Raw genomic sequence first — 23,109 nt, 5'->3', positions numbered from 1 at the left:
TATTCACTTCCTTACTTATCTCCTTTCAGGCAGCTCGCATACTGGGTCGCCAGTTGAGTCAGAAACGCCGGATAGCTTTCTTTACTCAGCTGTATGTTTGTGCCAAGAGGATCCAATGTTCCCATGCGAACAGAGGTTCCCCGCGCGACAGATTCAACGACAGCGGGCCTGAATTGTGGCTCAGCAAAAACGCAGGTTGCTTTTTGCTCAACCAACTGTGTTCTTATTTGATGTAAACGCTGCGCACCAGGTTGGATTTCAGGGTTGACGGTGAAGTGCCCAAGCGGCGTCAAACCGTAGTGTTTTTCATAGTAGCCATAGGCATCATGAAAAACGAAATACCCCTTCCCTTTTACCGGTGCCAGCTCGCTCGCCACCTGCTTGTCGGTCGCGGCCAGATTGGCCTCAAAATCCTTCAGGTTGGCGTCAAGTCGGGCTCGACTCTGGGGCATAAGTTCCACTAATTTGTTATGGATTGCAACCGCCGACAGCCGCGCTATCTCTGGCGAAAGCCACAGATGCATGTTGTAGTCGCCGTGATGGTGATGTGCGTCACCTTTTTCACTATTACCATGGTCGTGTCCACCGTCGTGGTCATGATCGTCATCATCATCATCCGCGCCTTTCATGAGCAACGGTTTCACCCCTTCAAGCTGGGCAATGGTGACTTTTTTATTATCCGGTATGCTTTGCGTTGACTTGTCCATAAACGCTTCCATTTCTGGACCAATCCAGACCACTAAGTCCGCGTTCTGTAAGCGTTTTGCATCGGATGGACGTAAAGAATAATCATGTTCTGAAGCGCCGTCAGGCAGTAAAACTTGCGTCTGTGTTACCCCATCTGCAATCGCAGAAGCAATGAATCCGAGTGGTTTAAGTGACGTGACGACGGCGGCCTCAGCACTCTGTGCTGCCGTTCCCCAAAGTGCAGCGGATAAAGCTGCGAAAAGAAGCGTATTTTTCTGTAACATTATGCGTCTGATAATCGAAATGAATAATAGATATGTGATATTATAACATTCACTATCTTGTGCAACCCCTAATTGCTATGACAAATCTTGTATCGCTGGAAAACGTGTCTGTGAGCTTCGGCCAGCGCCGTGTGCTCTCTGATATCTCACTGAATCTCAAGCCTGGCCGCATTCTGACGCTGCTGGGCCCTAATGGCGCGGGTAAATCAACCCTGGTGCGCGTGGTGTTGGGGCTTGTAGCACCCAGTGAAGGCGTTGTCACGCGTGACAAACATCTCCGAATTGGCTATGTACCGCAAAAGTTACACCTCGACGCGACATTGCCGCTGACCGTCAAGCGCTTTTTACGCCTGCATCCCGCAACGCGCAAAGAAGATATCCTCCCTGCCCTCAAGCGCGTTCAGGCCGGACATTTGCAAGATGCGCCCATGCAGAAGCTCTCCGGTGGCGAAAACCAGCGCGTCCTGCTGGCTCGGGCATTGTTGAATAAGCCGCAACTTCTGGTACTGGATGAACCCACTCAAGGGGTCGACGTTAACGGTCAGGTCGCACTTTACGATTTAATAAACCAGCTCCGCCAGGAGCTGAACTGCGCCGTCCTGATGGTCTCGCACGATTTACATCTGGTGATGGCCAAAACCGACGACGTACTGTGTCTTAACCATCATATCTGCTGCTCCGGCACGCCGGACGTGGTGTCGATGCATCCTGAATTTATCTCCATGTTTGGCCCCCGCGGCGCTGAGCAGCTGGGGATTTATCGCCATCAGCATAACCATCGCCATGATTTACAGGGCCGTATTGTTTTACGTCGGGGAAATGGGCAGTCATGATTGAAATTTTACTTCCCGGCTGGCTTGCCGGAATGATGCTGGCGTGTGCTGCTGGCCCGCTGGGCTCGTTTGTGGTCTGGCGCCGGATGTCCTATTTCGGCGACACGTTGGCTCATGCTTCACTGCTCGGCGTGGCCTTTGGCCTGCTGCTGGATGTGAATCCATTCTATGCGGTTATCGCGGTCACGCTGCTGCTCGCCGCCGGTCTGGTGTGGCTGGAAAAACGCCCTCACCTCGCGATTGACACCCTTTTGGGCATTATGGCGCACAGCGCGTTGTCGCTGGGCCTGGTGGTTGTCAGCCTGATGTCGAATATTCGCGTCGATTTGATGGCTTATCTGTTCGGCGATCTACTGGCCGTCACACCGCAGGATCTTATCTCCATTGCGCTGGGCGTGGTGGTGGTGGTGGCGATTCTGTTCTGGCAGTGGCGTAATTTACTGTCAATGACCATCAGCCCGGATCTGGCCTTTGTCGACGGCGTGAAACTGCAGCGGGTGAAGCTGCTGCTGATGCTGGTGACCGCGCTGACCATTGGCGTGGCGATGAAGTTTGTCGGCGCGCTGATTATTACGTCGCTGCTGATTATCCCGGCGGCCACGGCGCGTCGTTTCGCCCGTACCCCGGAGCAGATGGCGGGCGTCGCCGTGGGTATTGGAATGATTGCCGTCACCGGTGGGTTAACCTTCTCAGCGTTTTATGACACGCCTGCGGGTCCGTCGGTGGTGCTGTGTGCTGCCCTGTTGTTTATTTTTAGCATGATGAAAAAACAACCGAACGCATAACTAAACCATGTTCACCTCCAATGGAGGTGATTTAAGATTCGCGAAATAAATAAGCACCGATGAATTAATCGGTGCTTATTTTATTACTGGGTACAAGTTGCTAAATGCAATTTGGCGCCCTGAACGTTTTTACCACCTTCAATATCAAGACACTTCAGAACACCATCGCTATCAAGTTTTTTCATCTGTCCGTTAACATGGTCCCAGTTACTTGCAACGGGATTATAGTCGCGGATATAAACTTTACCGTCTAATGGCGCGTAAGCATAATCAGGATGTGCGTCCAGTCGCAGTGCGCCATTGATAGCGAAAGTGACCTGACGGATATTCTGCGTGCCTGGATTAGAACCACAGACTTCCATCGTTGCCTGCTGGAAAGCTACGCCGGTCACACATAACGTTTGTCCGTTGCTGGTATTTTGCAGTTGATCATTAACCATTTTCCATGTCTGGGTTCCAGAAATAGCGGCATTCGCTACGCCAGACATCGCGGCTATAGTCAGGACGGCAAGAGATAGAACTTTCATAAATTTCATTTTGTTACTCCTCATAAGTTGGTGAAATTGATTTATAGCATGGGTATTTCGCTATAAATTCATCACTAATGAGCGAGGTATTTAAAATGATATGGATGATAAATCTGATGAGATAAATAATCGGTCAGCGTGGCAGGCGGAATAGAATATCCCGCCTGCTGGTCGTTACGGCATTTCCGGCGGCGTAATACCGAAGTGAGTCCACGCGCGTGATGTCGCAATACGTCCCCGCGGCGTTCGCTGTAAGAACCCCTGCTGAATCAGATACGGCTCCAGCACGTCTTCAATCGTTTCACGCTCCTCCCCGATGGCCGCCGCAAGGTTATCCAGGCCAACCGGGCCACCGAAGAATTTATCAATGACCGCGAGCAGCAGCTTACGGTCCATATAGTCGAAGCCTTGTGCATCAACGTTTAGCATATCCAGCGCTTGTGAAGCGATATCCGATGAAATCGTACCGTCATGTTTCACTTCCGCGTAGTCACGCACGCGACGCAGCAGTCGGTTAGCAATACGCGGCGTACCACGTGCACGGCGGGCCACTTCCAGCGCCCCGTCTTCACTCATCTCCAGCCCCATAAAGCGCGCGCTGCGCCCAACGATATGCTGGAGGTCGGGAACCTGATAGAACTCCAGACGCTGAACAATGCCAAAACGGTCGCGTAGCGGCGACGTTAAAGAACCGGCTCGGGTGGTCGCGCCAATCAACGTAAATGGTGGTAAATCGATTTTAATGGAACGCGCCGCCGGGCCTTCGCCGATCATAATATCGAGCTGGTAGTCTTCCATCGCCGGATAGAGCACTTCCTCCACCACCGGAGACAAGCGGTGAATTTCATCGATAAACAGAACATCATGAGGTTCGAGATTGGTCAGCATGGCCGCCAGATCGCCAGCTTTCTCAAGCACAGGGCCAGACGTGGTGCGTAAATTGACGCCCATTTCGTTAGCCACAATATTCGCCAGCGTCGTCTTTCCAAGCCCTGGTGGGCCAAAGATCAACAGGTGGTCAAGCGCATCACCGCGCATTTTGGCCGCCTGAATAAAGATCTCCATCTGCGAGCGTACCTGCGGCTGACCAATATACTCATCCAGTAATTTAGGACGGATGGCACGGTCAGCCACCTCTTCCGCCATGGTACTGCCTGATGCGATCAGGCGGTCTGCTTCAATCATCCTTTACCTCATAGCGCCGCGCGGAGCGCTTCGCGGATCAATGTTTCGCTGCTGGCGTCAGGGCGAGCAATTTTGCTCACCATTCGGCTGGCTTCCTGAGGTTTATAGCCCAGCGCCACCAGCGCAGCAACCGCTTCTTGTTCCGCGTCATCATCCGTTGGCCCTACCGGAGAAGTCAGTACCAGATCGGCCGCCGGAGTGAACAGGTCACCATGCAGGCCTTTAAAGCGGTCTTTCATCTCGACAATCAGACGCTCAGCGGTTTTCTTGCCGATACCGGGCAATTTCACCAGCGCACCAAGCTCTTCGCGCTCGACCGCGTTGACGAACTGCTGCGCCGACATGCCGGACAGAATTGCCAACGCTAACTTTGGCCCCACGCCGTTCGTTTTAATCAGCTCTTTAAACAGGGTTCGTTCCTGCTTGTTATTGAAGCCGTAAAGCAGCTGCGCATCTTCGCGCACCACGAAGTGAGTGAAGATAATCGCTTCCTGCCCAGCTTCCGGCAGCTCGTAAAAACAGGTCATGGGCATATGCACTTCATAGCCGACGCCGCCCGTCTCCAGAAGAACCAGCGGGGGTTGTTTTTCGAGAATAATGCCTCTGAGTCTGCCTATCACATGACGCTCCTGCGTTAAGGGCTAAAACGGTAATGTGCTATCATAAAAAAAGACTGGATAGATATCCAGTCTGATTGGTGATTATCGCAGCCGCCCACGCGCTAAATTCAGCCGGGATTCGCTCATTTGCATGGCGTTCTGGCTAACGTGGCAGTGGGTGATGGCAATCGCCAGCGCATCCGCGGCATCCGCCTGTGGGTTGGCGGGCAGCTTTAAAAGCGTGCGTACCATATGCTGCACCTGACTTTTTTCTGCGCTACCGATCCCAACCACGGTCTGTTTAACCTGACGGGCGGCGTATTCAAAAACCGGCAGATCCTGGTTGGTGGCAGCAACAATCGCGACGCCGCGCGCCTGGCCCAATTTGAGCGCCGAGTCGGCATTTTTTGCCATAAAGACCTGCTCAATGGCGAAAAAGTCAGGCTGGAACTGGGTAATGATTTCCGTCACGCCCGCATAAATTAATTTCAGGCGCGACGGAAGATCGTCAACCTTGGTGCGAATACATCCGCTGCCGAGGTAGGTTAGCTGGCGGCCAACCTGACGGATTACGCCATAACCGGTGATGCGCGACCCCGGGTCAATGCCGAGAATAATAGACATCACGCCTCTCCTGGCAGGTTACGGCACAGCCACATCATTCTAAGGTCGCTGCAACTTCATCGGAGATTTCGCCGTTGTGGTAGACTTCCTGAACGTCGTCACAGTCTTCCAGCATGTCGATAAGGCGCATCAGCTTAGGTGCCGTTTCAGCATCCATTTCCGCTTTAGTCGATGGGATCATCGATACTTCAGCCGCATCGGCTTTCAGACCTGCCGCTTCCAGGGCATCACGCACTTTGCCCATATCTTCCCATGCGGTGTAGACGTCAATCGCGCCATCGTCGAAGGTCACAACATCTTCAGCACCGGCTTCCAGCGCCGCTTCCATGATGGTGTCTTCATCGCCCTGCTCAAAGGAAATGACCCCTTTTTTGCTAAACAGGTAGGCTACGGAACCATCGGTGCCCAGGTTGCCACCGGTCTTGGTGAAAGCGTGGCGAACATCGGCAACGGTACGGTTACGGTTATCGGACAGACATTCGATCATGACAGCCGTGCCGCCAGGACCGTAACCTTCATAAATGATGGTTTCCATGTTCGTGTCTTCATCACCACCCACACCGCGCGCGATAGCACGGTTTAAGGTGTCACGCGTCATGTTGTTAGACAGTGCTTTATCGATAGCCGCACGCAAACGTGGGTTCGCATCCGGGTCGCCGCCGCCGAGTTTAGCCGCGGTCACCAGCTCACGAATGATTTTGGTGAAGATCTTGCCACGCTTGGAATCCTGCGCCGCTTTACGATGTCTGGTGTTGGCCCATTTACTATGACCTGCCATAAAAATGTCTCCAAAAAAGCGATGCCCTTTCAGGCCGCGTTAATTACAAATTCTTCAATCGCCTGCCGATTGCTCCACGACTTGGTGAGCGCCGCCGCAGCGGGTGCGTCAAGCCATTGGTAGGTCAGATGTTCAGTGAACACGATCTCCCGTTCATGGGGAAGCGCAAGGCAGAACCAGGATTCTGTGTTGCGCTCAATGCCAGGGGCATAGCGATGACGTAAATGTTGAAAAATTTCAAACTCCACCGTGCGCTGACAGTCCATCAAGGTCAGTTGCTCAGAAACAACATCAATGGTGACCTCTTCATTTACTTCACGCAGGGCGGCTTGCGACGCGGTTTCCCCCTCCTCCAGGCTGCCGGTAACCGACTGCCAGAAATCAGGGTCATCGCGTCGCTGTAACATCAGCACCCGCTTACTGTCCTGGGCGTAAATGACAACCAGAATAGAAACGGGCCGCTTGAATGGCATGTTACTTGTTCTCCGCCGATTCTTTTGACTCTTTCGCCACAACCTGAATACCCAACTCACCTAAAGAGGCCGGATTCGCAAAGCTTGGCGCTTCGGTCATCAGGCACGCCGCGGCGGTGGTTTTCGGGAAGGCGATAACATCACGAATGTTATCGGTGCCGGTCAGCAGCATGGTCAGACGGTCAAGACCGAAAGCCAGACCTGCGTGTGGAGGCGTACCGTATTTCAGTGCGTCCAGCAGGAAGCCAAACTTCTCGCGCTGTTCCTGTTCGGTGATGCCCAGGATACCAAACACGGTCTGCTGCATTTCGCCACGGTGAATACGTACCGAACCGCCGCCCACTTCATAGCCGTTAATAACCATATCGTAGGCGTTCGCTACCGCATCTTCCGGCGCAGCTTTCAGTTCGTCGGCGGTCATGTCTTTTGGCGAGGTGAACGGGTGGTGCATTGCGGTCAGGCCGCCTTCACCGTCGTCTTCAAACATTGGGAAGTCGATAACCCACAGCGGCGCCCACATGTTTTCGTCAGTCAGGTTCAGATCTTTACCCAGCTTCAGACGCAATGCGCCCAGCGCATCAGCAACCACTTTCTTGTTGTCAGCGCCGAAGAAGATCATGTCGCCATCCTGTGCGCCGGTGCGCTCAAGAATCGCTTCGATAATCTCAGCGGTGAGGAATTTAGCGACCGGGCTGTTGATGCCTTCGATGCCTTTCGCGCGTTCGGTCACTTTGATGTAAGCCAGGCCTTTCGCGCCGTAGATCTTCACAAAGTTGCCGTATTCGTCGATAAGTTTACGGGTCAGCGCAGCACCGCCCGGTACGCGCAGGGCCGCCACACGGCCTTTAGGATCGTTAGCCGGGCCAGAGAATACCGCAAACTCGACGGACTTCAGCAAGTCAGCCACGTCCACCAGCTCCATCGGGTTACGCAGATCCGGTTTATCGGAACCGTAACGGCGCTCGGCTTCTGCAAAGGTCATGACAGGGAATTCACCCAGATCCACGCCTTTAATGTCCTGCCACATCTGACGAACCAGCGCTTCCATCACTTCACGCACCTGCGGTGCGGTCATGAAGGAAGTTTCCACGTCGATCTGGGTAAATTCTGGCTGACGGTCAGCGCGCAGGTCTTCATCACGGAAGCATTTAACGATCTGATAGTAACGGTCAAAACCGGACATCATCAGCAGCTGTTTGAACAGCTGTGGAGACTGCGGCAGCGCGTAGAACTTACCTTTATGTACGCGAGACGGGACGAGGTAGTCGCGCGCACCTTCCGGCGTTGCTTTGGTCAGCATCGGAGTTTCGATATCGAGGAAACCGTGATCGTCCATGAAGCGGCGCACGAAGCTGGTGATTTTAGCGCGGGTTTTCAGGCGCTGAGCCATTTCCGGGCGACGCAGGTCGAGGTAGCGGTACTTCAGACGTGCTTCTTCGGTATTGACGTGATTGGAGTCCAGCGGCAGCGCTTCTGAACGGTTGATGATCGTCAGGTCAGAGGCCAGCACTTCAATTGCCCCGGTCGCCATATCGTTGTTGACGTTTTTTTCATCGCGCGCACGCACGACACCGGTCACCTGAATGCAGAACTCGTTACGCAGTTCAGACGCTAACTTCAATGCATCCGCACGATCTGGATCGAAGAATACCTGAACGATGCCTTCACGGTCGCGCATGTCGATAAAAATGAGGCTGCCGAGATCACGACGACGGTTGACCCAACCACACAGAGTCACCTGCTGCCCAACGTGGGACTGTCGAAGCTGTCCGCAATATTCTGTACGCATGAGATATCCCTTAACTTAGCCGTCGGCGGAATGTCGCCTGCCGTGCAGGCTTAACTGTCGCAGCTTTAGCTGAATGTCACTATTGGAAAAAAGGGGGCTATTATACTGGAAATTCTCGCCCACGATAAGCCCAGTGCGGTTTATACGCCTGTTTGCTGAACGCTTATTGCTTACGCTCACAAAAATTAACAATATTTATCCATTCAATCACCTGGCGACGATTGTAAGGTATGCTCCAACTGCCCGTTTAGAGAGGAAAAACCATGCTCACTTTTGACGCAAACAAAACCGCCCTGGTGGTGATTGACCTGCAAGAAGGTATTCTGCCGTTTGCCGGTGGCCCCCATTCTGCCACCGATGTAGTAGCACGCGCTGCACGCCTGGCGGATAAATGCCGCGCGGCATCCGTACCGGTGGTAATGGTGCGCGTTGGCTGGTCGGCGGATTTTGCCGAAGCGTTGAAGCAGCCGGTTGATATGCAGGCTCCTGCGAAAGCGCTGCCGGATAACTGGTGGACCTATCCCGCCGCGTTGGGGAAACAAGATTGCGATATTGAAGTCACCAAACGCCAGTGGGGGGCTTTTTACGGCACCTCCCTTGAAATGCAGCTGCGCCGCCGCGGTATCGAGACGATAATCCTGTGCGGTATTTCAACCAATATTGGCGTGGAATCTACCGCGCGTAATGCCTGGGAGCTGGGCTTCAACCTGATTATTGCCGAAGACGCCTGTAGCGCCGCTTCAACCGAACAACATCAGGGCAGCATGACGCATATTTTCCCACGCATCGCCCGCGTTCGCAGCAGCGAAGAGATCCTCGCCGCATTATGATTTATCTTGGTCTTCCCCAATGGTCGCACCCCAAATGGGCGCGATTGGGGATCGCTGGCCTTGAAGACTATGCCCGCCACTTTAACTGCGTGGAGGGCAATACGACGTTGTACGCGCTGCCAAAAGCAGAAATTGTCTCCCGCTGGCTGGCGCAAACCGACGATAACTTCCGCTTTTGTTTTAAATTTCCGTCCACCATTTCACATCAGGCGGCGCTGCGCCAGTGCGAGGCGCTTACGCTTGAATTTTTCCAACGGATGTCGCCGCTTGACGCGCGCATTGGTCAGTACTGGCTACAGCTCCCCGCCGCCTTTAGCCCTGCCGATCTTCCGGCGCTATGGTCATTTCTTGATGGCTTACCGAAGGCGTTTCATTACGGCGTTGAAGTGCGTCATCCGCTCTTTTTCGCTAAAGGAGAGGATGAGCGGGCGCTTAATCGCGGGCTGCATGAGCGCGGCGTCAACCGGGTGATATTAGATAGCCGCCCGGTTCATGCTGCTATTGCGCACAACGAGGCGGTCATTGAGGCGCAGCGTAAAAAACCGAAAGTGCCGGTCCATGCGATTGTCACAGCCGGACAACCGATGGTGCGCTTTATCGGCAGCGATAACATGGCGCAAAATCAGGCGATGTTCGCCCCGTGGCTTGAAAAACTGCCGGAATGGCAAAAAACCACTACGCCCTTCTTATTTTTACATACCCCGGACATTGCCCACGCACCGGAACTGGTGCATTCCCTGTGGCAGGCGCTACAAACTGCGCTGCCTGAGTTGGGTTCGGCCCCTTCAATTCCACAACAATCTTCTCTTTTCTGACATTCATACCTATGATGATGGGTGCCATCTGCCAACATAAAGGGAGTTTGTATGGTTAGCGCGTTGTATGCCGTGCTTGCGGCATTGTTGCTGATAAAGTTTTCCTTCGATGTCGTTCGTTTGCGAATGTCGTACCGCGTTGCCTACGGCGACGGAGGGTTCAGTGAATTGCAAAGCGCCATCCGTATTCATGGTAATGCGGTGGAATACATTCCTATTGGCGTCATTTTGCTGCTGTTTATGGAAATGAACGGTGCCGAAACCTGGATGGTTCACCTCTGCGGGCTGCTACTGATTGCGGGACGCTTGATGCACTACTACGGTTTTCATCATCGTCTGTTCCGCTGGCGGCGTTCTGGCATGAGTGCAACATACATTTCATTGTTGCTAATGGTGCTAGCCAATCTGTGGTATGTGCCGTGGGAGTTGGTTTTCTCGCTGCGTTAGCGCACAATACGCCGTTTTTATTTTTCCGGATTTCACCTTATGTCTGACCGCGACACGCTTTTTTCTGCACCGATTGCCCGCCTCGGCGACTGGACTTTCGACGAACGGGTAGCCGAAGTCTTCCCGGATATGATCCAGCGATCCGTGCCGGGCTACTCCAACATTATCTCCATGATTGGCATGCTGGCTGAACGTTTTGTTCAGCCGGGAACACAGGTTTATGACCTGGGCTGCTCGCTTGGCGCGGCCACGCTCTCTATTCGTCGTAATATTGCCCACAATGATTGCCGTATTATCGCCGTAGATAACTCTCCTGCGATGATCGAACGCTGCCGCCGTCATATTGATGCTTATAAGGCACCGACGCCGGTTGATGTGATTGAAGGGGATATTCGTGACATTGAGATCAAAAATGCCTCGATGGTGGTGCTGAACTTTACGGTGCAGTTCCTTGAGCCCGCAGAACGTCAGGCATTGCTCAATAAAATCTACCAGGGCCTGAATCCAGGCGGCGCGTTGGTGCTGTCAGAAAAATTCAGCTTTGAAGATGCTACCGTCGGGGAGTTGCTGTTCAACATGCACCACGATTTCAAGCGTGCTAACGGCTATAGCGAGCTGGAAATCAGCCAAAAGCGTAGCATGCTGGAAAACGTGATGCTGACCGATTCGGTTGAGGTGCATAAAGCCCGTCTGCACAAAGCGGGTTTTGAACACAGCGAACTGTGGTTCCAGTGTTTTAACTTTGGTTCCCTGGTGGCGCTCAAGGAAGGGACTGGCGCATGATCGAGTTCGGTAATTTTTATCAGCAAATCGCCAAAGGCCCCCTTTCCCACTGGCTGGAAACGCTCCCGGCGCAAATCGCCACCTGGCAGCGCGATCAGCATGGTCTGTTTAAGCAGTGGTCAAACGCGGTAGAGTTTCTACCGGAGATTCAGCCGTGGAAGCTAGACCTGTTGCACAGCGTCACCGCCGAAAGCGAAACGCCGCTGAGCGAAGGCCAGATTAAGCGTATTGATACATTGATGCGCCATCTGATGCCGTGGCGCAAAGGGCCGTTCTCACTGTACGGCGTGAACATCGATACCGAGTGGCGTTCCGACTGGAAATGGGAACGCGTTCTGCCACACCTTTCCGATTTAACCGGACGTACCATTCTCGACGTGGGCTGCGGTAGCGGCTATCACATGTGGCGGATGATTGGCGCAGGAGCACATCTGGCGGTGGGTATCGACCCTACCCAGCTGTTTTTGTGCCAGTTTGAAGCGGTTCGTAAGCTGCTAGGTAACGATCAGCGCGCGCACCTGCTGCCGTTAGGTATTGAGCAACTGCCCGCGCTCAAGGCGTTTGATACCGTCTTTTCGATGGGCGTGCTCTACCACCGCCGCTCGCCGCTTGAGCATCTCTGGCAGTTGAAGGATCAGTTAGTCAATGACGGCGAACTGGTGCTGGAAACGCTGGTCGTGGAAGGCGATGAGAACACGGTGCTGGTGCCTGGCGACCGCTACGCGCAAATGCGGAATGTCTACTTTATTCCGTCCGCGCTAGCGTTGAAAAACTGGCTTGAGAAGTGCGGCTTTGTCGACGTGCGCATCGTGGATATGAACGTCACCTCGACCGAAGAACAGCGCCGTACCGAGTGGATGATTACCGAGTCGCTGGCTGATTTCCTCGACCCGAACGATCCGAGCAAAACTATTGAAGGCTATCCTGCCCCGCTGCGCGCGGTGCTTGTAGCGCGTAAACCGTAACGGCTGTGCCTTCCCGGCGTCGCTGCGCTCGGCCGGGCTACCGATTGATGTAGGCCGGATAAGGCATAGCCGCCATCCGGCAATGTGCGCGGTTATGCCTGATGGCGCGTAGCTTATCAGGCCTACATGTTGTCAATGCCCACAGTATCTACAAATGTGCCCAAATGTAGCCCGGCCGAGCAAAGCGACGCCGGGGCTCCTCAGGAGCCAATGGCAGGTTGAAATATGACGGACAAAAAAAGGCCCCTGTTTAATGGGCAGGGGCCTGGTACAAGCAAGCATCATATTGGGCGAATATGACACGCGGTAAAAACTTTTAGCTACACATGGGACTCAATGATTTCTTTCATGGCGGCTACCGCCGCACCGTCAACCGCATAACGCGAATACTCATCAGCGTCAGGATCCGTTGACATTGAAAGTCCGGGGTTGCGATAACGCATTTCCGAGGGCACCCATTGCCCGGCTGAACTGTGGACTTCTTTGACGTCAGCATTAAGGAACAAAGAGACATTGCTCGCTCTGACCCCTGCACCCGCCATGATGATTGGAGTATTGCCTCGTTCAATAAGTTCCCGAATTAATAAAATACCTTTTTCTGCCGTCGGTTGTTGACCGGATGTCAGCACCCTTGCCACACCTAATTCTGCAAGCTGTTCAAATGCTTGCAGCGGATCGGTGCACATATCAAAGGCGCGGTGAAAAGTGACAGCCAGCGGCCCGGCGGCGACCATTACCTGCCGCATCCGCGACATATCTACCTGCCCTTCGGGATCTAACACCCCAATAACCAGACCGGGATAGCCCAGCGAACGAACCTGGCGAACATCTTCCAGCATGGCGGCAAATTCACCGTCGGTGTAACAAAAATCACCGCCGCGCGGGCGGATAATCGGATGAACGGGAATGGATACCCGCTGACGCGTTGCTCTGAGCACACCGTACGATGGCGTTAGCCCTCCCTCCAGCGGTGCTGCGCACAGTTCAATGCGGTCAGCCCCGTTTTGCTGCGCGATTACCGCGCATTCCGTGCTATAACAGCAGACTTCAAGCAATGCCATATTTCTCTCCGTTTAATCCCGCGACAAATCATGCCACCGTTCCTGAATCCAGACTCCGCGTGACTTCACATTGTTACACTACCTGCTCGCTGGCAATGATTTCTTCAATTGTCCACGGATGGAATTTCAGCGTAATTTTACCGTCGGTCACCGCCATTGTGGGATTCGGCAGCCGCTCGCGTTCACCCTTTGGTGAACTGGTTTTTACCGAAATACCCGGCAGACTCAAACCGTCATCAGACAACAACGCGAGGGCGCGCGCGTTGAGCGTTTCCGGCTCGCCCGGCAGGACGATTTCAATATGTTCCCATCCCTCGTGCGGGTAACGTTTTTCACCCGGCCACGGCAGTTCAACCACCGTAAACTGCCAATGTGCCACCTGCACCGGCTCCTGAAGTTTGAACAAACAGATCGGACGACCGTTGATAATGTTTTCGGACAGTAGCACTCCACACTGTTCAAGCCCGCGCCGCCAGCGTTCGGCGGTGGTGTTCTGGTGGCAGCGCAGGGAAATATGGTCGGCATTTAGCGGAGCAATATCCAGCCCCAGACGGTGTGAAAATGCCGTTAATGCGTCGGTAAAGCGCGGGAGATCTGCGGTAATATCCTGCAGTTCTTCAATTGTCTGCCAGTTTGCCATGTTAGCCCTACTCTTATGACATAAAGAGGCTAATCTACCTGAGTTAGAGGCGATGAACCAACAATAGCGCGGTCAGGCGATTAATCCCTGCTCAGGCGGCGTTTTTCGCCCGGCTTCACGCGGGCCTGATGCTGACGGCATCCGGCAAATGCAGTATACTCCCGCCTTAATTTATCCACACCCGACGCCGCCCCTACAGGTGACGGCGTCTAAAACGTAAGGTATTCCGGTGAATATTCAGGCTCTTCTCTCAGAAAAAGTCAGTCAGGCCATGATTGCGGCAGGTGCCCCTGCCGATTGCGAACCGCAGGTCCGTCAATCAGCAAAAGTTCAGTTCGGCGACTATCAGGCCAATGGCATGATGGCTGTTGCTAAGAAACTGGGCATGGCGCCGCGACAACTGGCAGAGCAGGTTCTGACTCATCTCGACCTCAATGGCATTGCCAGCAAAGTCGAAATCGCCGGCCCTGGTTTTATCAACATCTTCCTTGACCCCGCGTTTCTGGCAGAACACATTTCTCAGGCGCTTGCAAGCGATCGTCTGGGCATCGCACAGCCTACGCCGCAAACTGTGGTGGTCGATTACTCTGCGCCAAACGTGGCCAAAGAAATGCACGTCGGCCACCTGCGTTCCACCATCATCGGTGATGCAGCGGTACGCACCCTGGAGTTGATGGGCCATAAGGTTATCCGCGCCAACCACGTCGGTGACTGGGGAACCCAGTTCGGTATGCTGATTGCCTGGCTTGAGAAACAGCAGCAGGAGAACGCCGGTGAAATGGCGCTGGCAGACCTCGAAGGTTTCTATCGTGATGCGAAAAAGCATTACGATGAAGACGAAATCTTTGCCGAGCGCGCCCGTAGCTATGTGGTGAAACTGCAAGGCGGTGACGAATACTTCCGCAAAATGTGGCGTCAGCTGGTCGACATCACCATGACGCAAAACCAGCTGACCTATGACCGTCTGAACGTGACGCTGACCCGTGACGATGTGATGGGTGAAAGCCTGTACAACCCAATGCTGCCGGGGATCGTCGCTGACCTGAAAGCCAAAGGTCTTGCCGTTGAGAGTGAAGGCGCAACCGTCGTCTTCCTTGACGAATACAAGAATAAAGAAGGTGAGCCTATGGGCGTCATCATCCAGAAAAAGGATGGCGGCTACCTGTACACCACCACCGATATCGCCTGTGCGAAATATCGTTATGAAACGCTGCATGCCGACCGCGTGCTGTACTACATAGACTCCCGTCAGCACCAGCACCTGATGCAGGCCTGGACCATCGTGCGCAAAGCCGGCTACGTGCCAGACTCCGTGCCGCTGGAACACCACATGTTCGGCATGATGCTGGGTAAAGACGGTAAGCCGTTCAAAACCCGCGCGGGTGGTACCGTGAAACTGGCTGACCTGCTGGATGAAGCGCTGGAGCGCGCGCGTCGCCTGGTCGCCGAGAAGAACCCAGACATGCCTGCCGACGAGCTGGAAAAACTGGCCAACGTCGTGGGTATCGGTGCGGTGAAATACGCCGACCTGTCAAAAAACCGTACCACCGATTACGTGTTTGACTGGGACAATATGCTCGCGTTTGAGGGCAACACCGCGCCTTATATGCAGTATGCCTATACCCGCGTGCTGTCCGTGTTCCGTAAAGCGGAGCTGGAAGAAAGCGCCATCATCAATGCTGCCGTTACGATTACCGAAGATCGTGAAGCTCAGCTGGCCGCGCGTCTGTTGCAGTTTGAAGAGACCCTGAACGTGGTGGCCCGCGACGGTACGCCGCACGTGATGTGTTCGTATCTCTACGATCTGGCGGGTCTGTTCTCTGGCTTCTACGAACATTGCCCTATTCTGTCAGCCGAGAGTGAAAGCGTGCGTAACAGCCGTCTGAAACTGGCGCTGCTGACGGCGAAAACGCTGAAACTGGGTCTGGATACGTTGGGTATTGAAACCGTAGAACGGATGTAATCGTTTTTCAGGATGTTAGAGCCCGCGCTGTGTCGCGGGCTTTTTTTTCGTCTGAGCCGTTCCCGGCGGCGCTTCGCTTGGCCGGGCTACCATGTTAGACGACAACGAATTGTAGCCCGGGCGAGGCGTGCAACGCCGACCCCGGGGCTGAAACTGGGTCTGGATACGTTGGGTATTGAAAACGTAGAACGGATGTAATCGTTTTTCAGGATTTTAGAGCCCGCGCTGGGTCGCGGGCTTTTTTTCGCCTGAGCCGTTCCCGGCGGCGCTTCGCTTGGCCGGGCTACAGCGGTAGCCCACACGCAACTCCAAATTGTAGCTCGGGCGAGGCGTGCAACGCCGACCCCGGGGCAAACCTGCCGCAATTTGTTACAAACCACAAGGAATGACACATTTCCCCGAGGGATGGTACATTTTTTGTCTGTCATGCCCGTGCCCGCTCCGTATGATTAGGCGGCTTAAATACTGGGTGCCTTAATGACTTTTAGAGATTATGAAGCGGAGAGAAAGCTCTTCGTTCGCCGCGTGCTGGTCGCCTTCGGCCTGGTTGTCATCTGCTTTAGCATACTGATTTTCAACCTCTACCGTTTGCAGATTGATGAACATAGCTACTACACCACGCGCTCAGACGCCAACGATATCAAAATGCTGCCCGTCGCCCCGACGCGCGGTATCATCTACGATCGCAACGGCATCCCGCTGGTTAAAAATGTCACCTGGTACGATATTACGGTTACCCCTTATAAAATCAGCGATATGGATGCGCTGCTACGCCAGCTTACGCCTATTGTTGATCTCACCCCCGACGACATCGATCAGTTCCGCAAAGCGCTCAAATCCAGCAGCCGCTACCGCCCGGTGGTGCTGAAAAATGCTCTGACCGACGTCGAAATCGCGCGTTTTTCGGTGGATCAGTTCCACTTTAACGGCGTGACTATCGATAGCTACGAAGATCGTGAATACTCCTACGGCGCGGAACTGGCACACGTACTCGGCTATGTCTCCAAAATCAACGATAGCGATCTCAAAGCGCTGGATAAAAAAGGCTTATCGGAGAACTATGCCGCCGACCATAATATTGGCAAACAGGGGATTGAGCGCTATTACGAAAACGAGCTGCACGGTAAAACCGGCTATCAGGAAGTGGAAGTCGACAATCATGGACGCATTGTTCGCCTACTTAAAGATGTCCCACCGGTCGCCGGGAAGGATATCCATCTGACGCTGGATCTGCATCTTCAGGAGTACATCGAAAGCCAGCTTGTAGGCCAGCGCGCGGCAGTGCTGGTTGAAGATCCTCACGACGGTTCGGTGCTGGCAATGGTCTCAAACCCCAGTTATGACCCCAATCCCTTTGTGAAAGGCATCAGCTATCAGGACTACAACACCTTGTTGCAGGATAAAGACCTGCCGCTGATTAACCGCGTGACCCAGGGCCTGTATCCTCCGGCCTCCACGGTAAAACCCTATATGGCGATGTCAGCCTTGCTGGACGGTGTTATCACGCCGCAGACCAGCTTCTTTGGCGCGCCGACCTGGACGTTGCCCGGTACTCAACGCCACTATCGTGACTGGAAAAAAACCGGGCACGGCATGTTAAACGTCACCAAGGCGATTGAAGAATCCGCCGATACCTTCTTCTATCAGGTGGCCTTTATGATGGGGATTGACCGTATTCACGACATGCTGAGCCAGTTTGGTTACGGTAAACCAACCGGCATCGATCTTGATGAAGAGTACAACGGCCTGCTGCCCAGCCGTGACTGGAAGCAGCGGGTGCATAAGAAAGGCTGGTATCAGGGCGACACTATTTCCGTGGGGATCGGTCAGGGTTACTGGATTGCCACGCCGATTCAGATGGTCAAAGCCATGGTTGCACTGTTGAACAATGGGCGGGTGATTCCCCCTCACCTGTTAAAGGATGAAGAGTCGGGCAACACCATTACCCCGTATCGCGAACCAGAACATGAGACGCAAATTGCTGACGCTGCCTCACCCTACTGGGGTCTGGTGCGTCAGGCGATGTTTGGAATGGCTAACGCTTCTAACGGAACCGGCTATAAGTTTTTCCACACTGCCGCTTATGGCATTGCGGCAAAAAGCGGGACTTCACAGGTATTCAGCCTGAAAGAGAATCAGACCTATAACGCCAGGATGATCCCAACCCGTCTGCGCGACCATATTTTTTATACCGCCTTTGCGCCGTATAAAAATCCGAAGGTCGCGGTGGCATTGGTGCTTGAAAACGGCGGCAGCGATGGCGTGGTCGCCGCGCCAGTGATGCGTAAGATCCTTGACCACCTGTTCGCCCCCGAGGAAGGCCAGCCGCAGCTGCCCTCCCAGGGGTGAGGTAGATGAACCGTCGGGCGGTTAGCGCCCGGCGGAGACCGCCTCGACAACAATCGGGGTGTCTTCGTTTTTAAACAGTGGGCTGTTGCCCCAGCACTCTTCATAACGGTGACCGACCAGGTCCTCCACCACCGCTCGTACTTGCGGGGTGATATCTTCCAGCTTGCCACCAGCTTTGATGCGCGCGACTTCCTGCAACACAATCTGGTGCGTTTCACGGTCGAGCTTCATTTGTTTACTAAAGACGATCGCTGCCAGCGCCAGCAGCGCCACACCGGCACAGAACACCATGGCAATCGCGTTAACCGCGCTTTCAGGCTGCACATGTGCTTTTGACTGGAAGCCGTAATAGCTCAACACCGCGCCCATCACAAAGACAATAATCGAACGCAGGATTTTCCCGGAGAAGGTCATAGCACCCGCATAGATCCCTTCGCGACGGCGGCCGGTATAGATTTCATCGACATCGGCGAGGAAGGTGTAGACCGTCCAGGGAATGTAATAAACGCCGCCCGTGCCAAGTCCGAACAGCACCGTAATACCAAACATCAGAATCGTCGCCAGATGCGCTGGCAAATGGAAGAACCACAGCGAGGTATAAAGCAGCACCGCAAAAATCACCACGCTTAACGCCATGATGTACGGTTTACTGAAACCTTTTTTCACGCATAATCCGATGAACAGCGCCGTAGAGACCAGCTGCAAAATCGAGTTCAGGCTGTTTAATCCCGCCACCATCGCCGGGTCGTGTTGTAAAACAAAAATCACGAAGTAGGTGAAGATGGACGCGAACAGCCATTCGGCGCCAAAACCACACAGATACATGCCAAGATGCTTACGGAAGACGCGCAGATAGAAGGTTGAGCGCATATCTTTCGCCAGCGACAGCAGCGTGTTCAGCAATCCCTTTTTCGCCTGGACTTCAGGCTCTTCTTCCCGTGGACGCTCCCAGCTGTTGTACCACAGGCAGGCAATCGCACAGATAAGGATTGCGCCATAGGTCAACCCGGTCAGGAAGAATGGCGTGGCCGACTCTTTACCGTACAGCAAGATAAACTGCCCGGGGATGAAGGCGGCAAGGAAGTTGGCAAGCTTGCCGAAAATCGCCTTATAGCCGGTCAGTTTCGAACGCAGCGCAAAGTCATCGGTCATCTCCGTCGCCAGCGTTTCATATGGCACCATCACCGAGGTATAGATAATTTCAAACAGCACATAGGTGCACAGGTAATACCAGAAACTTAATCCTTCGACCCACAGCATGGGGTAGAACATCATCAGCGGAATGCCGATAAGCAGGAAGAAACGGCGACGGCCAAAACGTTTGCCGAGACGGGTTTTACCAAAGTTATCGGTGAGGTAGCCCATCAGCGGGTTACTGATAGCGTCAATGACGCTGGCAACGGAGAAAATAAAGGCGGCTTCAATCAGAGTGAGTCCGCAAAATGTGGTATAGAAGTAAAGCAGCCATGCGCCGCTGATGGCCAGCGCGCCGCTTCCCAGGAGGTTTCCCCCTCCGTATGCCAGTTGATGGCGCAGATTGACAGGTCTTCCCTGCAGCCCGTTAGGGACTGAAGCCGCATTTCTTGCCATAAAAATAAACCTCATGTTTTATAATTTTGAAACACTGTTTTTATATTCTTATGGCTGCGTACAGAATGTGAACCAAATCACTATTGTTACTGCGGCTATTAATAAGACGCGGTTATGCGATCCAGTTAAAAATTTTTTATAACCAAAAGTAAAAAAAATCAAAATTTCTTGATGTGATAAGCAATAAAAAACCCGGCTCCTCACGTCGCCGGGTTTTTTATTGAGGCAGTTTTAGAAGAACTTACGCAAATACTCAGTCAGACAAAGAATCGCCATGGCCTGACCATAAGGCATTGAGGTCAGCGGAATTTCGCGATAGAAATCAAGGTTCGATCCCATACCGGTGCCAAAGGAGGTTTGCAGCAGTTCCCCTTCCGGGGAAACGTGTTTAACGATGCCTTTAATGGCTTTCTCCGCCACGTCGGCATACTCCGGCCCGACATAACGTTTACGTACGGCTTTCAGAATACCGTAAGCAAAACCGGCGGTCGCCGACGCTTCCAGATAAGAGTTCGGATCGTCAAGCAGCGTATGCCACAGGCCGCTCTCATCCTGGCATTTTGCCAACGCCGCGATTTGCGCATTCAATACCTGCACCAGATAACGACGTACCGCATTGTTTTCTGGCAGGTCGACCAGTTCGAGGAAATCTGGAATGACGATGGTCAGCCAGCTGTTGCCGCGCGCCCAGCGGGCGTTCGCAAAGTTATGGTTGCCGTCATAATTCCAGCCGTGGAACCACAGTCCGGTCTCTCTATCCATCAGATTCTGCACATGCAGCAGGAACTGATATACCGCTTCTTCAACGTACTCCGGGCGGTTTAGCAGCTTGCCGATTTTAGCCAGCGGCAGCACGGTCATCATCAGCGTGTCATCCCACATCTGCTGATGATTCTCTTCCGCCAGCGTGATGTGCTGCATGCCGCCGTGATTGGTGCGCGGCATTTCGTTCATCGCCCATTCTGCCCAGGAGTCCAGCCACGGCAGGTAAGCTGGGTTACCGGTCTCTTCATAGCGATAGGCCAGCGTCAGGAACGGCGCCATGGTATTGACGTTTTTGGTGGTGGCACCTTCGGCAAAGCGGTCAGCAAACCAGTTGTCGATGATATCGCGCATCGCCACATCGCCGGTCTGCTGATAATACTGATGAATACCGTACAGCCCAACGCCGTGCGTCCATTCCCAGCCAGCCCAGCCTTTGGTATCAATTACGCGGCCGTCGTCGAGACGCAGCAGAAATTGGCCTGTCTCATCCTTGATATTCACCAGATTGTTGGTCACGGTCTGAATCAATGATTTCAGCTCTTCCCGGGAGATAAAATGCTCCGGTTGACGCAGTAGTGGGCTATGTTTGACGGGCCAAACTTTCATATCTTTAACCTCAGTTGTAAGTCGAATTCAATGTTGCAGCCTGCTTCAAAGAAGGTGCAGCAGGTTTATTACGATTCAGATAACCAATATTGTTGTTGCCCCACAGGGATTCATACGGCATCCCCGCCAGCATTTCGACCGTGGCGCGTGCCTGCGGCGTCACCGTTTCTGGCATCGCATGACCGGACTCGCGCATTTTGGCGGTCTCTTCACGCAGGATGCTGTGTGTTTTCAGGTTCAGCTTAAAGCGCAGAGAGACCAGGAAACCGAAGCACAGCACCGCAATGGTACCCATGCTGAGCACCATCAAAATGGTATGGCTCACTTCCGGCGGCTGGACTTTCTGCCCGGAAACGAAACCGGACATCTGCATGATGATCCCCACCAGCATCACCGCGCCCGCCTGAGAGGCTTTACGGGTCAGGGTCATAATGCCGGCGAAGATGCCTTCACGACGCTGACCGGTAATCACTTCATCGACGTCCGCAATGTAGGTATAGGTGTTCCATGGCACATAGTTAATGCCGCCACGTCCAAGACCGGCGATAGCAGAAATCAACAGCAGCAGCGCGTAGATGTCGCTCATCCCGGCGTAATACAGCGCGGCGTAGGAGAAGGAGCCCAGGCCGAACAGTACGACGACCATGCGATAAGACGGTGCTGGCCCGAAGCGGATACACAGCGGGATCATGGCGATAACGGCGATGAACTGGAAAATAGCCATCGTACCAAGGAGGTTGGAGGCCATAGAGGCTTCCTGCATCAGCACAAACACCACGTAGTAGGTGAAGACGGCGTTGAACACGTCCTGGGCGATATAGCCGCCGAGATACATGCCAAGGTGCTGACGGAAAATTTTAATACGCAGCGTTGAGCTCAGTTCGGTGAACAGACGGCTCATGCTTTGACCAAAGGTCAGGTGTTTCTTCTCGGCTTCCGCCTTTAACGCCGCCGCGCTCCACTCGTCGCGTGGACGTTCCCAGGTGAAGAACCACACGAAGGTCAACATGATGGCGCACAGTACGGAGAACACCAGGCTTGCGTAGAAGAACGAGATAGCGTTGTCTTTACCGAAGTGGCTTAACAGGATCCCCGGCAGGAAGGAGGCCAGAATGGCGGACATCTGCGCCATGCCAATACGCGCGCCAGAGAATTTGGTTTTCTGTTTGAAGTCATCGGTCATCTCCGGTACCAGCGTCTCGTACGGCACCAGGATCATGGTGTAAACCACATCAAAGATCAGATAGGTGACGAGGTAATACCAGAAGCTCATGTCCCCTATCCACATAAAGGAATAGCTGAACACGCAAGGAATCCCAAGCAGAATAAAGAACTTACGACGACCAAAGCGTTTGCCAAACCAGGTTGAACCGAAGTTATCGGTCAGGAATCCCATCAGCGGGCTGACCACCGCATCCAGAACCCTGGCGGTTGCGAAGATAAACGTCGCTTCGATAGGGGACAAACCACAAAAGGTGGTATAGAAATAGAGAAGCCATGCTGCGGTCAGCGCGGTTGTTCCTGCACCAAGGAAGTCTCCCGAGCCGTAGGCGAAGTAATTCGCCAGTCCAATTTTTCGCGTTCTAGTCATTGCCGTCAATCCTGTGTCTTTTATTATGGAACTCCTCCAGCCGTAAAGGCTAAGCCAAAAGGAGCACTGACACGGCTACAGTAGAAGTATGCGTAAAGGGATACCTTCCTATTTCTGCCAGTACGAGCGCGTGATTGGCA

At 53.6% G+C, this 23,109-nt stretch carries 22 protein-coding genes; 9 read left to right on the top strand and 13 right to left on the bottom strand.

The features are described from left to right. Positions 1 to 11: 11 nt before the first annotated feature. The gene (gene znuA / locus ACIPDS_RS10910) at positions 12 to 971 is read right to left on the bottom strand and encodes a zinc ABC transporter substrate-binding protein ZnuA (protein WP_400735347.1); all 960 of its coding nucleotides are present in this window, start codon (positions 969 to 971) and stop codon (positions 12 to 14) included. 77 nt (positions 972 to 1,048) lie between these two features. On the opposite strand from znuA, the gene znuC reads away from it, so the two are divergent. Continuing rightward, complete coding sequence (gene znuC, locus ACIPDS_RS10905; protein WP_166513618.1) at positions 1,049 to 1,804, top strand: zinc ABC transporter ATP-binding protein ZnuC; 756 nt, start codon at positions 1,049 to 1,051, stop codon at positions 1,802 to 1,804. Continuing rightward, the gene (gene znuB, locus ACIPDS_RS10900; protein ID WP_400735344.1) at positions 1,801 to 2,589 is read left to right on the top strand and encodes a zinc ABC transporter permease subunit ZnuB; all 789 of its coding nucleotides are present in this window, start codon (positions 1,801 to 1,803) and stop codon (positions 2,587 to 2,589) included. Before znuC ends, znuB begins: the two co-directional genes overlap by 4 nt. Positions 2,590 to 2,672: 83 nt before the next feature. On the opposite strand, the gene ACIPDS_RS10895 is transcribed toward znuB, so the two are convergent. The 7 genes from ACIPDS_RS10895 to aspS all read right to left on the bottom strand — a co-directional run bounded on the left by ACIPDS_RS10895 (position 2,673) and on the right by aspS (position 8,564). Next, entirely contained in the window at positions 2,673 to 3,125 is a 453-nt protein-coding gene (locus ACIPDS_RS10895; protein ID WP_400735342.1) for a hypothetical protein, read from the bottom strand. A 165-nt stretch (positions 3,126 to 3,290) separates the two neighbouring features. Beyond that, positions 3,291 to 4,301 (bottom strand): Holliday junction branch migration DNA helicase RuvB, encoded by a 1,011-nt coding sequence (gene ruvB, locus ACIPDS_RS10890; protein ID WP_166513615.1) that lies wholly within the window; start codon positions 4,299 to 4,301, stop codon positions 3,291 to 3,293. An 8-nt stretch (positions 4,302 to 4,309) separates the two neighbouring features. Further along, positions 4,310 to 4,921, bottom strand: coding sequence for a Holliday junction branch migration protein RuvA (ruvA, locus tag ACIPDS_RS10885; RefSeq protein ID WP_166513614.1), 612 nt, complete (start codon positions 4,919 to 4,921; stop codon positions 4,310 to 4,312). A gap of 81 nt (positions 4,922 to 5,002) precedes the next feature. Beyond that, positions 5,003 to 5,524, bottom strand: a complete 522-nt coding sequence (gene ruvC / locus ACIPDS_RS10880; RefSeq protein WP_166513613.1) for a crossover junction endodeoxyribonuclease RuvC — start codon at positions 5,522 to 5,524, stop codon at positions 5,003 to 5,005. A gap of 34 nt (positions 5,525 to 5,558) precedes the next feature. Next, the gene (locus tag ACIPDS_RS10875) at positions 5,559 to 6,302 is read right to left on the bottom strand and encodes a YebC/PmpR family DNA-binding transcriptional regulator (protein ID WP_400735338.1); all 744 of its coding nucleotides are present in this window, start codon (positions 6,300 to 6,302) and stop codon (positions 5,559 to 5,561) included. Between the two features lie 29 nt (positions 6,303 to 6,331). Further along, complete coding sequence (gene nudB, locus ACIPDS_RS10870) at positions 6,332 to 6,775, bottom strand: dihydroneopterin triphosphate diphosphatase (protein ID WP_166513611.1); 444 nt, start codon at positions 6,773 to 6,775, stop codon at positions 6,332 to 6,334. Position 6,776: 1 nt separating this feature from the next. Next, the gene (gene aspS / locus ACIPDS_RS10865) at positions 6,777 to 8,564 is read right to left on the bottom strand and encodes an aspartate--tRNA ligase (RefSeq protein WP_400735336.1); all 1,788 of its coding nucleotides are present in this window, start codon (positions 8,562 to 8,564) and stop codon (positions 6,777 to 6,779) included. A gap of 263 nt (positions 8,565 to 8,827) precedes the next feature. Between aspS and ACIPDS_RS10860 the strand changes: the two genes are divergently transcribed. The 5 genes from ACIPDS_RS10860 to cmoB are packed head-to-tail and all read left to right on the top strand — an operon-like array spanning position 8,828 to position 12,404. Next, positions 8,828 to 9,394, top strand: a complete 567-nt coding sequence (locus ACIPDS_RS10860; protein WP_166513609.1) for a hydrolase — start codon at positions 8,828 to 8,830, stop codon at positions 9,392 to 9,394. Next, entirely contained in the window at positions 9,391 to 10,209 is an 819-nt protein-coding gene (locus ACIPDS_RS10855; protein ID WP_400735333.1) for a DUF72 domain-containing protein, read from the top strand. The genes ACIPDS_RS10860 and ACIPDS_RS10855 overlap by 4 nt, the downstream gene beginning before the upstream one ends. Before the next feature lie 51 nt (positions 10,210 to 10,260). Then, on the top strand, positions 10,261 to 10,656 hold the full coding sequence (locus ACIPDS_RS10850; RefSeq protein ID WP_400735331.1) for an MAPEG family protein: 396 nt from the start codon (positions 10,261 to 10,263) through the stop codon (positions 10,654 to 10,656). Between the two features lie 39 nt (positions 10,657 to 10,695). After that, positions 10,696 to 11,439 (top strand): carboxy-S-adenosyl-L-methionine synthase CmoA, encoded by a 744-nt coding sequence (gene cmoA / locus ACIPDS_RS10845; RefSeq protein ID WP_400735329.1) that lies wholly within the window; start codon positions 10,696 to 10,698, stop codon positions 11,437 to 11,439. Further along, positions 11,436 to 12,404, top strand: coding sequence for a tRNA 5-methoxyuridine(34)/uridine 5-oxyacetic acid(34) synthase CmoB (cmoB, locus tag ACIPDS_RS10840; RefSeq protein WP_166513557.1), 969 nt, complete (start codon positions 11,436 to 11,438; stop codon positions 12,402 to 12,404). Before cmoA ends, cmoB begins: the two co-directional genes overlap by 4 nt. Positions 12,405 to 12,724: 320 nt before the next feature. On the opposite strand, the gene cutC is transcribed toward cmoB, so the two are convergent. Together cutC and ACIPDS_RS10830 are read right to left on the bottom strand one after the other, a co-directional pair. Further along, positions 12,725 to 13,465, bottom strand: coding sequence for a copper homeostasis protein CutC (gene cutC, locus ACIPDS_RS10835; RefSeq protein ID WP_400735327.1), 741 nt, complete (start codon positions 13,463 to 13,465; stop codon positions 12,725 to 12,727). Positions 13,466 to 13,538: 73 nt separating this feature from the next. Further along, positions 13,539 to 14,105: a VOC family protein gene (locus ACIPDS_RS10830; protein WP_400735325.1), complete on the bottom strand. Its 567-nt coding sequence runs from the start codon at positions 14,103 to 14,105 to the stop codon at positions 13,539 to 13,541. Between the two features lie 229 nt (positions 14,106 to 14,334). Between ACIPDS_RS10830 and argS the strand changes: the two genes are divergently transcribed. Both argS and mrdA read left to right on the top strand, forming a co-directional pair. Further along, positions 14,335 to 16,068, top strand: a complete 1,734-nt coding sequence (gene argS / locus ACIPDS_RS10825; RefSeq protein WP_400735323.1) for an arginine--tRNA ligase — start codon at positions 14,335 to 14,337, stop codon at positions 16,066 to 16,068. Between the two features lie 477 nt (positions 16,069 to 16,545). Beyond that, a complete protein-coding gene (mrdA, locus tag ACIPDS_RS10820; RefSeq protein ID WP_400735321.1) occupies positions 16,546 to 18,417 on the top strand; it encodes a serine-type D-Ala-D-Ala carboxypeptidase MrdA in 1,872 nt (623 codons plus the stop codon). 21 nt (positions 18,418 to 18,438) lie between these two features. Here mrdA and ACIPDS_RS10815 read toward each other — a convergent pair whose 3' ends face one another. The 3 genes from ACIPDS_RS10815 to ACIPDS_RS10805 all read right to left on the bottom strand — a co-directional run bounded on the left by ACIPDS_RS10815 (position 18,439) and on the right by ACIPDS_RS10805 (position 22,969). Next, positions 18,439 to 20,007 (bottom strand): MFS transporter, encoded by a 1,569-nt coding sequence (locus ACIPDS_RS10815; RefSeq protein WP_400735319.1) that lies wholly within the window; start codon positions 20,005 to 20,007, stop codon positions 18,439 to 18,441. A 231-nt stretch (positions 20,008 to 20,238) separates the two neighbouring features. Beyond that, positions 20,239 to 21,378 carry a glycoside hydrolase family 105 protein gene (locus ACIPDS_RS10810; RefSeq protein WP_166513551.1) on the bottom strand — a complete coding sequence of 380 codons (1,140 nt, stop codon included), beginning with the start codon at positions 21,376 to 21,378 and terminating at the stop codon, positions 20,239 to 20,241. A 10-nt stretch (positions 21,379 to 21,388) separates the two neighbouring features. Then, positions 21,389 to 22,969: an MFS transporter gene (locus tag ACIPDS_RS10805; RefSeq protein ID WP_400735316.1), complete on the bottom strand. Its 1,581-nt coding sequence runs from the start codon at positions 22,967 to 22,969 to the stop codon at positions 21,389 to 21,391. Between the last annotated feature and the right edge of the window lie 140 nt (positions 22,970 to 23,109).

This window comes from Kluyvera sp. NPDC087067, assembly GCF_044745165.1.
Taxonomy (GTDB): domain Bacteria; phylum Pseudomonadota; class Gammaproteobacteria; order Enterobacterales; family Enterobacteriaceae; genus Kluyvera.
The sequence above is the reverse complement of the archived record's forward strand: the minus strand, read 5'-3'. Positions and strand labels throughout refer to the sequence as shown.